This is a genomic window from Halorientalis persicus, assembly GCF_900110215.1.
GTDB lineage: Archaea > Halobacteriota > Halobacteria > Halobacteriales > Haloarculaceae > Halorientalis > Halorientalis persica.
In genome coordinates this window covers 90463-103957 of sequence record NZ_FOCX01000002.1, presented here as the reverse complement: position 1 = coordinate 103957, position 13495 = coordinate 90463, and the positions used below count along the sequence as shown (strand labels likewise).

12 protein-coding genes are annotated in these 13495 nt (G+C 66.2%); 4 read left to right on the top strand and 8 right to left on the bottom strand.

From position 1 onward, the window contains the following. Positions 1-47 precede the first annotated feature (47 nt). The gene (locus BMX17_RS02565; RefSeq protein WP_092657337.1) at positions 48-710 is read left to right on the top strand and encodes a hypothetical protein; all 663 of its coding nucleotides are present in this window, start codon (positions 48-50) and stop codon (positions 708-710) included. Here BMX17_RS02565 and BMX17_RS02560 read toward each other — a convergent pair. The 6 genes from BMX17_RS02560 to BMX17_RS02535 all read right to left on the bottom strand — a co-directional run bounded on the left by BMX17_RS02560 (position 707) and on the right by BMX17_RS02535 (position 5445). Next, positions 707-1912: an acyl-CoA dehydrogenase family protein gene (locus tag BMX17_RS02560; protein ID WP_092657335.1), complete on the bottom strand. Its 1206-nt coding sequence runs from the start codon at positions 1910-1912 to the stop codon at positions 707-709. The genes BMX17_RS02565 and BMX17_RS02560 overlap by 4 nt on opposite strands. A 157-nt stretch (positions 1913-2069) precedes the next feature. Beyond that, positions 2070-2633: an SCP2 sterol-binding domain-containing protein gene (locus BMX17_RS02555; protein ID WP_092657798.1), complete on the bottom strand. Its 564-nt coding sequence runs from the start codon at positions 2631-2633 to the stop codon at positions 2070-2072. Between the two features lie 210 nt (positions 2634-2843). Then, positions 2844-3575 carry an SCP2 sterol-binding domain-containing protein gene (locus tag BMX17_RS02550; protein ID WP_092657333.1) on the bottom strand — a complete coding sequence of 244 codons (732 nt, stop codon included), beginning with the start codon at positions 3573-3575 and terminating at the stop codon, positions 2844-2846. A 210-nt stretch (positions 3576-3785) separates the two neighbouring features. Next, positions 3786-4154 carry a 2Fe-2S iron-sulfur cluster-binding protein gene (locus tag BMX17_RS02545; RefSeq protein ID WP_092657331.1) on the bottom strand — a complete coding sequence of 123 codons (369 nt, stop codon included), beginning with the start codon at positions 4152-4154 and terminating at the stop codon, positions 3786-3788. After that, complete coding sequence (locus tag BMX17_RS02540; protein WP_092657329.1) at positions 4151-4411, bottom strand: hypothetical protein; 261 nt, start codon at positions 4409-4411, stop codon at positions 4151-4153. Before BMX17_RS02540 ends, BMX17_RS02545 begins: the two co-directional genes overlap by 4 nt. 2 nt (positions 4412-4413) lie before the next feature. Further along, positions 4414-5445, bottom strand: coding sequence for a ferritin family protein (locus tag BMX17_RS02535; protein WP_170845308.1), 1032 nt, complete (start codon positions 5443-5445; stop codon positions 4414-4416). 265 nt (positions 5446-5710) lie between these two features. Between BMX17_RS02535 and BMX17_RS02530 the strand changes: the two genes are divergently transcribed. Beyond that, positions 5711-6367 carry a helix-turn-helix domain-containing protein gene (locus tag BMX17_RS02530; RefSeq protein ID WP_092657325.1) on the top strand — a complete coding sequence of 219 codons (657 nt, stop codon included), beginning with the start codon at positions 5711-5713 and terminating at the stop codon, positions 6365-6367. A 54-nt stretch (positions 6368-6421) separates the two neighbouring features. Then, on the top strand, positions 6422-8866 hold the full coding sequence (gene folP, locus BMX17_RS02525; protein ID WP_092657323.1) for a dihydropteroate synthase: 2445 nt from the start codon (positions 6422-6424) through the stop codon (positions 8864-8866). Positions 8867-8885: 19 nt separating this feature from the next. On the opposite strand, the gene BMX17_RS02520 is transcribed toward folP, so the two are convergent. Together BMX17_RS02520 and BMX17_RS02515 are read right to left on the bottom strand one after the other, a co-directional pair. Continuing rightward, positions 8886-10334 (bottom strand): acetyl-CoA hydrolase/transferase C-terminal domain-containing protein, encoded by a 1449-nt coding sequence (locus BMX17_RS02520; protein ID WP_092657321.1) that lies wholly within the window; start codon positions 10332-10334, stop codon positions 8886-8888. Positions 10335-10388: 54 nt separating this feature from the next. Then, positions 10389-11447, bottom strand: coding sequence for a glycosyltransferase family 4 protein (locus BMX17_RS02515; protein ID WP_092657319.1), 1059 nt, complete (start codon positions 11445-11447; stop codon positions 10389-10391). Between the two features lie 217 nt (positions 11448-11664). Between BMX17_RS02515 and BMX17_RS02510 the strand changes: the two genes are divergently transcribed. Continuing rightward, positions 11665-13467 (top strand): S9 family peptidase, encoded by a 1803-nt coding sequence (locus BMX17_RS02510; RefSeq protein ID WP_092657318.1) that lies wholly within the window; start codon positions 11665-11667, stop codon positions 13465-13467. Positions 13468-13495: the final 28 nt, after the last annotated feature.

The window sequence follows — 13495 nt, the reverse complement described above, 5'->3', positions numbered from 1 at the left end:
AGCGACTGCCACAAACGTAATGGGCTGGCCGTCGTAGCTGGCCCCACATGGATCGACCGAACCTCCAGGGGCGCGTCCCCGACACGCTCACATCACGGCTTCCGGGTGGGGAGTCCGATGGATCCGGGGACGCCACGGGTGGATCGAGTGACGACCATACGGCTCCCGATGGGTCCGACTCCCGGCGATGGACGACGCTGCTCACTCTCTCGGGACTGGGGTTGGCAGCGCTGGGTGTCGTGCTCCGCTACGTCCTCGACAGCCGCGGCGAGGAACCCGACGACGAGGACGGCGACGGGCCGGACCACGACCGAGACTTCGAAGGCAGCGTCCAGGTCGTCGGCGACACCGGGGCCATCGATATCGCCGACGAGGCAGCGAGCACCGCGACGACCGACGAAGACGAGACGACTGCGGACGAGCACGACGGGGCGACCGACACCGAGCGTGACGAGTCGGCCACCGATGCCGAGGTCGAACTGGAGACCGAGGTGTCCGTCGAGACGTTCGAGGCGGAGCGGGTCGCCGACGAAGCCGACGGTGCGGACGGCGCGACCGACGACGGCGACACAGGGACCGTACGCGAGGGGCCACCGCGGATCGCGCCGCTGGTCGGGATGGCCGCGCTGGTCGGGATGCGGCTGTTCGTCGAGCGCGTGCGAAAACGGTACAGGAACGCTCCGGCCGGGCCCGCGGACGAGCCCGCCTAGTTGTAGGCCGAGCGGCCCGTGATCTCCTTGCCGACGATCAGCTTCTGGATCTCGGTCGTTCCGTCGGGGATCGGCATGACGCGTGCGTCACGGAAGTAGCGTTCGAGGCGGTTCTCGGTCTTGAGCCCTTCGCCGCCCATCACCTGGATGGCGTTCGAGGTCGCCTCGTGGGCCTTCTCGGCGGTGTAGCCCTTCGCCATCGAGGAGAGCAGGCGGGCGTCGCTGGAGCCGTTCTCCAGGGATTCCAGCGCCCGCCGGGAGAGCTGGCGGGACGTTTCCAGATCGACCCGGATGTCGTAGAGCAGCTCCTGGACGAGCTGGTGTTCGGCGATGGGTTTGCCGAAGGTCTCGCTTTCCTCGACGTAGTCGACGACCTCGTCGAAGGCCGCCTGCATGATGCCGACCGACATGAACGACATCCCGGTGCGCATGAACGAGAACGTCGCGTTCAGCGCCTTCTGGTCGAAGAAGAGTTCTGCGACCGAATCCGGGAACGGCACCACGTCGGTGATCTGGTTGCCGTCGCGGATCGCGTTGCCGATGATCGCCGAGAGCTTGTTGTCTTCGGGCACGCGGACGCCGTCGAGGTACATCCGCCCGTTGTTGACGGCTTTCCAGCCGATCTTGTTCAGGGTCTCGGCCTCGTAGTCCGAGTACTCGCGGTCGATCAGGAACATATCCTGCGTGTCGGCCTCCTCGTCGTGGGCGACGACCAGCGACACGTCCGCGATGGGCGCGTTGCCGACCCAGGTCTTCCCGCCTTCGAGGACGTACTCGTTGCCCTCTTTCCGGGCGACGGTCTCCGGCCGAGCCGTGTCCGAGCCGCCCTCCGGTTCGGTGACGGCGAGCGAGCCGATACACTCGCCGGTCTCCAGCTTCGAGAGCTGGTTGGCCTGTGTCTCCTCGCTGGCGAAGCGGACGAACTGAGCGGGAAAGCCCATCATCAGCCCGACGTTGAGGCTCGGCCAGTAGTAGCTGATCTCCTCGGAGACGATGGCGAACCGACGCAGATCCCCGAAGAACTCCGTGACGGTGTCGGGACTGAACCCGATCCCGAGCTCTTCGAGATCCTTCATGTATTTCACCATCTCGTCGCGGGTGAACGGTTCCTGGTCGGCCTCGTCGACGACTGGCTCGACCTCGCGCTGTAGGTACGCACGCAGTTCCTCGCGGAACGCTTCCTGTTTTTCGGTTAGGTGCATGATTAATCGTGTATGTTTGGTGGTTCTGCCCGGCGTCCTGTCCAGTCGTCTGTGACAGGATTCGGGAATCCGGGACGCCGTCGGATCAGTGTCGGTGCCCCACGTGCCTGGGACGGCGTCCACGTGCCGCGGACCTCGTCTCAGTGTCGTGGCGGAGTTAGTTCGGGACGTTGTCGGTGATCTCGCCCATGACGGAGGCGAGCTGGGTGCCCTTCTGGACGGAGCCGTCCAGTTCGTACTGCTGCTGCATGAAGCCCTGGACCGGGTCGATGCCGCCGGTGATGAGGCCCGTCAGCGTGTCGGCGGGACCGGTCAGCGTGAGGTCGGGGTCGGCGACGGGACCCGAGCCGCCGGTGATGGTCTCCTCGCCGGCGTTGACGTCGAGGTGGCCTTCCATGGGACAGTCGTCGGCCTCGAAGTTCGCCGTGATGTCGGCGGCGATCTGGTCTTTGATCTCGGGGTTCTCTTCGACGAGGACGTTGACGCCCGTCCACAGCAGATCCTGGAACTGGTTGCCGGCTTCCGGCTCGTCCTCGTAGAAGTTCGCGATGTCGATGTCGTCCATCCGGCCGATGACCTTCGCGAACACCTCGGGGTTCTCTTTGATGAGTTCCGTCTCCTGCCCCTGAATGTCGTTGAGCAGGTCCGGCAGGTCGTCCTTGAGCTGTGCTTCGTCCTTGTCGAGCGTTTCTTCGACGCGTGTGATGAGTTCGTCTGACATAGTTTCGCCCATTCCCCACCGGCACCCTGTGGCCGATGGCTACTCCTACGTATTCGGGCTATCCCCCTGAGGGTATCCCGTCGTATGTGAGGCGGTTTTATATGCGGGCCAACGAACTCTCCGATTTGTTGAACAACACGAAGGAAATTAGGCTACTGATAGCTCTAAAACCCACCAACGAGCGTGAAGAAAATATCCTGATCGTGACGGTTAGAACAGGAAGCGCTTGTCCAGGTCGCTGGCCACGTCGGTCATCGTCAGCGCGGCGTCGGAGTACTGGAGGATCTTCTGCATATCGCCGTCCAGTTCCAGCTTGCCGGACATGATCGCTTCGACGACGTCGAGGTCGCCGTTGACCAGGTCGACCCACTGGTCGAAGTCGCCGGTCAGGACGAACCCGTGGTCACGCTCGTCGAGACTGTCCATGGTGTCCGTGTTGTAACACCCGCCGTCTTTCAGGCCGATCCAGGCGTAGACCGTGCCGTCGTCGGTGACGTTCTCCTCGAGTTGGGTGAGCAAATCGTCCATGATGTCGGGCATGACGCGGCGGAGGCCGGGCCAGACCTTCTCGGGTGCCTCGGAGATCTTCGTCTCCAGCAGTTCCTGCGCGGCCCGCTCGGGGAGCGGCCCGTCGCGGGCTTCGATCCCCTCGGCCACGTCCTCGGGCGCATCCTCGAGGACCGTTTCGAGCGTGTCCTCGGGCAGTTGGGAGATTCCCTGTTCGAGTGCCTCCCAGACCTCCTCGGGGAGGTCGTTCACCGTTTGCTCTTCCACCGGGAGGTTCTGCATCTCGAAGACGAAGTCACCGTTCCAGCCGACGCCCCAGCCGTCGCCGGTGTCTTCGAGTTCCTGGCTGTCGTCGAGCGCGGTCTGGTACCTGTTAAGCCATGCCGTGGTCGGGAAATAATCCGCGAGTTCGAACTGTTGTTCCTGTGTACTCATAGGTATCACCCCGTTGTGCGGGAACGTCCCCCAACTGCGCGCCCGCCAACGGATCCACACATACGAACTCTGGAGATCACAAAAATAGTTCTCCCGTCGATGTGAGGTTATTTAAATACTGTACTGTGGGGAAAGTTAGGGCTACCAAGTCATCTGCGGGCACCCCTCGGAAATCACTCGAAAACTGACGAAACAGCCGCCTCGGCCCACCTAGAGGATGTCCATGTCGCCGCCGAACAGGTCGCTCTGGGTGTCGGTCTCGATAGTGCAGTCCGACTTGGGATAGGTGACACAGAGGAGCGCGAACCCGTCGTCTTCCTGCATCGGGTCCAGTGCCGCGCCCTCGCTCTGGTCGATTTCGCCCTCTTCGACCGTCCCGACACACGAGGTACACTGGCCCTTTCGACAGGAGTAGGGCAGGTCGAGCCCGGCCTCCTCGGCCGCGTCGAGGATGTACTCGTCCTCGTCGACGGTGAGGCTGATCTCTTCGCCCTCGTGTTCGAGGGTTACCTCGTACTCGCCGCCGTCGGTGACGGCCTCGTTCGTCGCGTCCTCGCTCGTGTCTGCCCGCCCGCTCATAGCTCCTGACGAAGCTTGTACATCTCCAGCGCTTCGAGCCGCGGGTCGTTGTTGGTGTCCTCGTTGTCGCTGGCGGCCGCGCCGGCGACGCCCTCGTTGTTGGCTCGGCCCGTGCCGGAGTCGAGGATGTAGGCTACTTCCTCCTCGACTTTCTCGGGGGCCATCCCGAGGTCGTCGGCCGCTTCCTCGATCGCCTGGTCGATCTCGTCGTCCGATGCCGTGAACTCCGCGCCTTCGATGTCTTTGAGTTCCGTCATGATCAGTCACCCGCCATCTTCGCCGAGTAGATGTGGTCGTACTTCTCGATGACCGCTTCGTAGTCGCTGCCCTGTGCTTCCTCCATGGCGTCGGCGGAGGCCTGCATGAACTCCGTGGCGCTGCCGGCGTCCAGATCGAGCGTGTCGAACATCATGTCCCCGGCCAGCCGCGCACCGCGGTTGACGAGTTCGTCGAAGTCCACGTTGAGCGGGTCGCCGACGGACTCGGTGATGAAGTACGCCGTGTCCGTGATGTAGCCGATGTCCTCGACGGCTTGCTCCCAGATGGCGTTCTCGACGCCCTGGTACTCCGGAATCCCCTCGCGTTCCTTCTCGATGAGTTCGTTCAGCACTTCCAGCCCGAAGGTAATGTGTCGCCCCTCGTCGGTGCTGATGAACTGGAAGCCCTTGTTGAGCAGTTTGAGCGGTGCTTCCTGCATCATGCGGTTCTTGGCGAAGTAGCCACCGCGGGCCAGAATCCCCTCGACGCCGATGTGGTAGTTCGTCGCCGCGCGGGCGATGTCCGTCGGGGCACCGCCGTCGGCCGCCTGGGCCTGCAGTGTACCCTGACGCTCGAACATCTCACCTGCCCCGCAGGCCTCGGTCCGGGGGATCTGGATACCCCCGCGACGCGTGTCGAGTTCGTACTGCGGGAACTTGTCGACCATCACGTTCGTCAGGTACAGGTCGAAAAACTGCGTGTGCTTTGCCTCCTCCAAAGCCAGTGCGGAGGCGAACATCTCCTTCTCGATCGACCGGTCGAACCACGGCGAGGACACCGTCTTCATGATGCGACGGGCGTCCTGGGCGACCGCGTGTTCGCCGTCGATGAAGTACGAAATGAGCCGTGCCCACTGCTCTTTCTCGTTATCGTCGAGCGAGTCCCAGACCTCCTTGTCTTCCTCGAAGCCGACCTTGTGCATCAGCTTCTCCGCGTCCCACGTCCCCAACTCCACCGACTTCTGGTACAGTTCGTAGTACGTATTGTCGGTGTCGATCCGCCCCGCTTCGATCTGATCAGTGCTGGCGTCCATACCCACGAAACTGTACAACAGACTCGTGGATACAAATACCCCCGATAATGTGAGGAGCTTTTTAATAGGCGGTTCGATGCTGGAATCAGCCGTCGAGCCACCGATACGATCGGGTGTGTGATAATACCAGGGGAACCGTTCCCCGCTCCCGCCGACTTCTGTCATCATCGAACGGGACGTTGAGTGCCTGTGGCTCCCGTTACCGGGCCCCTCACCTCACATCACTGCCGAACTCCTTTTGTTCCCTTGGCTAGAATTGGGGGATATGCGGGAGTTCGACATCGTCCTCCGGACGGAGGACGGCACGTACAATCCGCTCGACGAGGCCATCGTCGAGCATCCCGAGTTGACCCGCGAGGCTGCCATTCATTTCGATCTGATGTCCGACGGGACGAGCGTCCTGCTCTATCACCTCAGCGGTGATGCCGACGAACTGGAAGCTATCCTGGAAGACGAGGAGAGTGCGCTCTCCTACGACGTGTTCGACGTCGACGACGACGGCGTGCGCGCACACGTTCGCTTCGCGGCGAACACGGTCCTCTCGGCGATGATCCAGCTCATGGACGAGTACGACCTCATCATCGACCCGCCGGTCGACATCGACGACGATGGCGGCCTGCATATGTCGGTTGCGGGCGACTTCAAGAAGATTCGCGAGGCCGCACGGATGCGTCCCGGTGATCTGGACATCGAACTGCAGGAGGACGACTCGGGACCCGTCGACCGCGTCGACGTGACGACGCTTTTGACCGAGCGCCAGCTCGAAGTGCTGGAGGTCGCGCTCGCGAAGGGGTACTACGAGATTCCGCGCCAGGCGACCAACGAGGACATCGCCGGGGAACTGGACTGCTCGACCAGTACCGTCGGCGAACACCTCCGGAAGATCGAGTCCCGGATCATCTCCCAGGTCGGGCCCGACTGACCCGAGAGGCCCGAGTCCGACAGTCTAAAGCGCGCCGCTGTGTTCGGACGCGATATGGAGTTCCACGACGCGGCGAACTTTCTGTTCGACCTGCGCCGGTACCCGCCGCGGCCGGGCACGACGGCGACGCGGGACTTCCTGGCCCATCTCGACGACCCACAGGAGTCCGTTCGAGCGATCCAGATCGCCGGCTCGAACGGGAAGGGCAGCACGGCGCGGATGACCGAGCGCGTCCTCCGCGAAGCGGGCCTCGACGTGGGTCTCTACACTTCTCCACACCTCGACGACGTGCGCGAACGCGTCCGGATCAACGGTCACAAACTCACCGAGCGCGCCCTCGTCGAGTTCGTCGACGAGGCCGAACCCTACGTCACCGACCGCGCGGCCGACGGGGACGCACCCACCTTCTTCGAGACGCTCACGGTGATGGCGCTGTGGGCGTTCCGCCGCGCCGACGTGGACGTGGCCGTCCTCGAAGTCGGCATCGGCGGTCGCCACGACGCCACCAGTGTCGTCGATCCCGTCGCCAGCGCCGTCACGACCGTCACCCTCGAACACACCGACCTGCTTGGCGATACCGTGGCCGAGATCGCTCGCGACAAGGCCCACGTCGCCCCCGAGGACGCCCCGCTCGTGACGGGCGCGACTGGTGACGCCCGCGACGCCGCCCGCGAGGTCACCGACGATCTCTACACCGTGGGGACCGACCCCGACGAGGACTGCACGGTCGCCTACGGCGGCCGGGACGGGCTGGAAGCGACGATTTCCCTCGACGGCGACGACTGGGCCGTCGAGACCAGACTGCCGCTGCTGGGCGAACACCAGGCCCGAAACGCCGGGGTCGCGGCGGCGCTGGCCCGACAGGTCGCGGACCCCGACCGCGACGACCTCGCGCGGGGCCTGCGCAACGCCCACTGGCCCGGTCGGTTCGAGGTGATGGGGCGGGGCCCGCTCGTCGTCCTCGACGGCGCGCACAACCCCGGCGGCTGTGCCGCCCTCTCCGACACCCTCGATTCGTTCGACTACGACGATCTGCACGTCGTGATCGGCGCGATGAGCGACAAGGACCATCGCGGCATCGCGGCGGCTCTGCCCGACGCCGACCACGTCGTGGCCTGCGAACCCGATCTCGACCGCGCGGAAGCCGACGACGTGCTCGCACGTGCGTTCGAGGCCGAGACCGACGCCGAAGTCGAGACCCGCAGCGACGTGGCCGGTGCCTTCGAGATGGCCCGTGAGGCCGCCGACCCCGACGACTGCGTGCTGGTGAGCGGGTCCCTGTACTGCGTCGCGGAGGCCCGATCGGGCTGGACCCGCCCGACGGTCCCGACCCGCGTCGACTCGGTGGCCGAATCACGGGAGACGCTCGACCGCGCCCACGTCACCGACGCCGGCGTCTGGCGGATGGGCGGGAAGGGCGTCCACCGAATCCTGCGAACCCGCGTTCAGCCCCGGCAGGCCCAGTATCTCAAGGAGGAGATGCTCTCGCTGGGCGGCGAGTGTGCCGTCTCCGGGCTGGTCGACCAGGACCGCGAGAACGTCGACGCCGTGTTGATGGGGACGCTCGCGCAGTTCAAGCGACTCTGCGGGAAGCTCGACGGCCAGCCCTACGGGCTCTCGCCGCTGGCCGACGACCTCCGGGCGGCGCTGGAGATCGAAGGTCACGGACCCGACGAACGGGGCTACCCCTGGGAGGACGGGACGGCCGTTATGGGCATCCTCAACGTCACGCCGGACAGCTTTCACGACGGCGGGGAGTACGAGGCCGTCGAGGCCGCCGTCGCTCGCGCCGAGGAGATGGTCGCAAACGGCGTCGACATCGTCGACGTGGGCGGGGAGTCGACCCGACCCGGCGCTGACCCGGTGCCCGCCGAAGCGGAGATCGACCGCGTCGTCCCAGTGATCGAGCGGATCAGTGACCTCGACGCTGCGGTCGCCGTCGACACGCGGAAGGCCGCCGTCGCCCGGGCGGCTCTCGATGCGGGTGCTGACATCCTCAACGACGTGTCCGGCCTCGAAGACCCGGAGATGCGGCTTGTCGCGGCCGACCACGACGTGCCGGTCGTCGTGATGCACAGCGAGGAGACGCCGGTCGACCCCGACACCGACCGCGAGTACGACGACGTGGTCACGGACGTGCTGGACGAACTGAGCGAACGGATCCTCCTGGCCGAGAAAGCGGGCCTGGACCGCGAGCAGATCATCGTCGACCCCGGACTGGGGTTCGCCAAGTCGCCGACCGAGGACTTCGAACTCCTCGGACGCATCGACGAGTTCCAGGCGCTGGGCTGTCCCGTTTTGATCGGTCACTCTCACAAGTCGATGTTCGGACGGATCGACCGCGACCCCGACGAGCGACTGGCCGCGACCGTCGCGGGGACGACCATCGCCGCCGAGCGCGGGGCCGACATCGTGCGCGTCCACGACGTGAAGGAGAACGTCGCCGCCGTCCAGGCGGTCGCGGCTGCGGACGACCCGGTCGACGCCGGTGACGAGTGACGCCGGGCCGGGTCCTCGCTCACTGCCCGTGCATATCGAACGCGGTCGGGAGGTCGTGTGGCATATGCCCGCCGTTCTGGGCGGCGCGCTCGCCGTAGCGTCTGAGTTCCGGGCGGAAGTCGGGATGGGCACACGCACCGACGATTTCCTCGAATCGCTCGTCCGGCGTCAGCCCGCGCAGGTCGGCGACGCCGTGTTCGGTCACCACCACGTCCACGTCGTGATCGGGATGGTCGACGTGAGACGCCATCGGGACGATTCTCGATACGTCGCCGTCCTTCGCCGTCGAAGGCAACACCATCATCGAGAGCAGGCCGTTGCGGGCGAAGTCGCCGGAGCCGCCGATGCCCTGCAGGAGTTGCGATCCGCGCACGTGCGAGGAGTTGGTGTGGCCGTACACGTCGACTTCGACGGCGGTGTTGATCGCGACGACGCCGAACGCCCGGATCAGACCGGGGTCGTTCGAGACGCTCATCGACCGCGTGACGACGTTCTCGGCCACGAGTTCGGGCCGGTCGAGCATCCGGTTCACGCCGTCCTCGCCGAGGACGAGCGCGGTCGCGCTCGCAGCGGAGAGTGTCCCGGCTTCGAGCAGATCCAGCAGGCCGTCCTGAGCCACCTCGCCGAAGTAGGCTACGTCTCGGTCGCCGAAGCCGAGGTCGCCGATCCGTTCGGTGATCTCGTTGCCCAGCGAGCCGATGCCGACCTCGAAGGCGAACCGCTCGCGGAAGGCGGGGTTCTCGGCGAGTTCGTCGGCGAGAAAGTCGAGGGCGTTGTCCGCGATGGCGGTCTCGGCGTCGGACGGTTCCCGAAACGGGTACGGGATCGGGTCGTTCTCGGTGCGGACGACGGCCGCCAGCTTGTCGGGATCGAACCGGACGAACTGGTCGCCCAGCCGTTCGCCCGGATCGGACAGCGAGAGGGGGTCACGGGGCGGCGTCGCGGGCGTCCAGGTGTCGTGCAGGCGCTGGAGTTCTAGCGGCAAGGCCTCGTTGACCTCGACGATCACCGCGTCTGCGGCGGCGACGAACCCCGGGACGCCGCCGACGGCGGTCGTCGGCACGAGCCAGTCCTCGCCCACGGCGAGGGCTTCCACGACGGCCACGTCGGGGTCACCGAAGTGGCCCTGGGCGACCGACTGCTCGACGACCGAGAGGTGATCGTCGACGAAGTCGACCCGTCCGTCGTTGACCGCGCGCTTGAGGTTGGGCCACGCCGAGAAGGGATAGCGGAGGTCGAGCGCGTCGGCGTTGGGCAGTTCGGTGTCGGCCACGAAGCCGGCGTCGGCGCTCGCGGGGATCGTCAGCGACAGGTCACGGCCGGACGCGGCCAGTTCGTGAGCGATGTCTTTCGGACCGGCGCTGAGGCCGCTCGTCGGGACGGTACCGTCGTCGGGGACCAGGTCGGCGGCCGAGGCGGCGTCGGTGGTCGCGACACCGTCGGCGACACGCTGGGTCGTCTCCTGCATACCGGACGTTCTACCGGCCGACGGAAAGTCGGGACGCCGTAGAATTGAGCCGACTCAAAACAGCCCCTGCTCCTCGCGCAGGTCCCGGTAGCAGTCGAGATACCGATCCAGCACTTCCTCGTGGTCGTACCGGTCCATGTCGGGGTCCCGATCCAGCCGTTCCATGCCGGCGGCGTCGCGGATGGCCTCGGTGAGTTCCTCGTCGTCGGTGACCCGAAAGCTCCGGCGGTAGGTCTCGATGAGTTCGTGCGCGCTGGATTCGGCCTGGTACTCGACGATGCCGATACAGCCACAGGCCAGCGCCCACAGCAGTTCCGTGGCGAAGTTCTCCCGGAAGGCGGTGTGGACGAAGGTGTGTGCGCCCCGGTAGATCGAGATGCGTTCCTCGCGGTCGAGGTCGCCGGCGAAGGTGATCCGGTCGTCGATGCGCAGGTCTTCGGCCTGCCGTTCGATCTCCTCGCGTCGGGGGCCGTCGCCGATGATCGTCGCCGACCAGTCGCGCTGGCGCAACTCGGCGAGCGCGAGCAACAGCGTCTGGACGTTCGCGTCGGCGTCCAGCTCGCGAGCGTAGACGATGTCGGCGTCCTCGTCCGGTTCGACCTCGTCGATCAGTTCGGTGTCGATGCTCTCGGGGATGACGCGCGTGTTGTCGCCGGTCGCGCCGTACTCCCGGACCGTCGTCCGGACGAGTTCCGAGGGCGTGACGACGGTGTCCGGGAGCCGCGCGGCGTAGCTTCGCGCCCGCGAGTCGGGCAGATCCTCGTCGCCGAACCACTCGACGACCAGCGGCGCGCGGGCGGGGACGGCCGCCAACTTGGCGGCGGTGACGACGCCCGGCGGTTCGGGTGTCGCGTGGATCACGTCCGGACGGTCCAGCGCGACCGTCCAGGGAATCCGGGCGAGAAAGGCCGCCTTCGAGTCCGAGACGGTGATCCCGCGGTAGGTGATCCCCTCGTGTTCGATGGTCTCGGGGTAGTCCGGCCACCACTGGGCACAGTAGACGGTCACGTCGTGGCCGCGAGCGTCGAGGTTCGTCGCGATACGGTGGAGGCGCTCCCGCCCCTCGGTGGACTCGTGAAACACCGTCCGCTCCGACACGAAGGCGACCCGCATACCCGGGGGGACACGGCGGCCGCTCAAAAATCCCTGTCCTTTGTCCGACACGGAGTCGCCCCCTGCTCGCGGGTCACTCCGTTCTCACGGGCAGAGCCCGCTCGAACCGAGGTCAAAGACTTCGCGCTCCCCGCTCGCCCATCCGGCGACTCTCCCTCTGGTTGCGTTGCCCAGTCGTCGGGTAAAAACGTATAGGTTGCCCGTCCGACCGACAGCCATGCACGACCTGGAGCGGTACCTCAACGTCCGCAGCGCCTACGGCGCGTCCGTCGGCCCCGAGGGCACCGTCGCCTTCCTGATGGACACGACCGGCACCCCACAGCTCTGGACGCTCGACGAACCCGCCGGCTGGCCCGAGCAACGCACCTTCTACGACGAACGCGTCACCTTCTGTTCGTTCTCGCCCGAACGCCGCGAACTTGCCTTCGGCATGGACGAGGGTGGCGACGAGTTCACCCAGCTGTTCAGGCTCGAACTCGACGCCGGTGAAGTCCACCCGCTGACCGACACGCCCGACGCCATCCACTACTGGGGCGGGTGGTCCCACGGTGGCGACCGCATCGCCTTCGCCGCTAATCGCCGCGACGAGTCCGTCTTCGACGTGTACGTGCAGGGTCGCGACGAGCGAGGCGACGATGCCGACCTGATCTACGAGGGGGACGGCTGGCTCGCGCTGGCGGGCTGGAGCCCCGCCGACGACCGCCTGCTGGTCACCGAACACGCCTCCTCGTTCGACAAGGACCTGTACGTCCTCCATCTCGACTCGGGCGACCTCGACCACGTCACGCCCCACGACGGCGACGTACGGTACAACAGTCCCTCCTGGGGGCCCGACGGCGACGCCATCTACTGCTGTACTGACCGCGATAGCGACACGCTCCGACTCGAACGGCTCGATCTGGACACGGGCGACTTCGCCGTCGTCGAGGACGGTGGGGAGTGGAACGTCGACGGCATCGCACTGGACGACGAGACCGGCCGCCTGGCCTACTCCCGGAACGTCGACGGCTACACCGAGATCACCGTCGGCGAGTTGACGGGCGCGACGGCGTACGAGACTCGGCCCACGCCGGACCTACCCGACGGCACCGCCGGCGGCGTGAGCTTCGGCCCCGACGGCGAGACGTTCGCGCTCTCGGCGTCGAGTCGGACGAACAACACGAACGTCCACCGGATTACGTTCGAGTCGGGCGAGACCGAGCAGTGGACCCGCGCCTCGACCGCCGGCATCCCACCCTCGTCGTTCCGCGAGCCCGAACTCGTCCACTACGAGACCTTCGACGACCGGGCGATTCCCGCCTACTTCACGCTCCCCGCGGAGGAAAAGCGCGACGCCGACGGCGTTCCCGTCATCGTCGACATCCACGGCGGGCCCGAGAGCCAGCGCCGCCCCTCCTTCTCGGGGCTGACCCAGTATTTCCTGTCGCGGGGCTACGCGGTCTTCGAGCCCAACGTCCGGGGCTCGACGGGCTACGGCACGGCCTACACGCACCTCGACGACGTGGAGAAGCGGATGGACTCGGTGAAAGACGTCCGGGCGGCCGTCGAGTGGCTCTCCGATCAGTCGGCGGTCGATCCCGACCGGATCGTCGCCAAGGGTGGCTCCTACGGCGGGTTCATGGTGCTGGCGGCGCTGACGGAGTACCCCGACCTGTGGGCGGCCGGCGTCGACTCCGTGGGGATCGCGAACTTCGTGACCTTCCTCGAGAACACGGGGGCCTGGCGACAGGACCACCGCGAGGCCGAGTACGGATCGCTCGACGGCGACCGGGAGTTTCTCGAATCGATCAGCCCGCTCAACCACGCCGACCGGATCGACGCGCCCCTGTTCGTCCTCCACGGCGCGAACGACCCGCGGGTGCCCGTCGGGGAGGCCGAACAGATCGTCGAGGAAGTCCGGTCACAGGGCATCCCCGTCGAGAAACTGATCTTCGAGGACGAGGGCCACGGCATCTCGAAACTTGAAAACAGGATCGAGGCCTACACGGCCGTCGTCGACTTCCTCGATCGGCACGTCTGACCTTTGACGTCCACCCACCCCTGAAGGG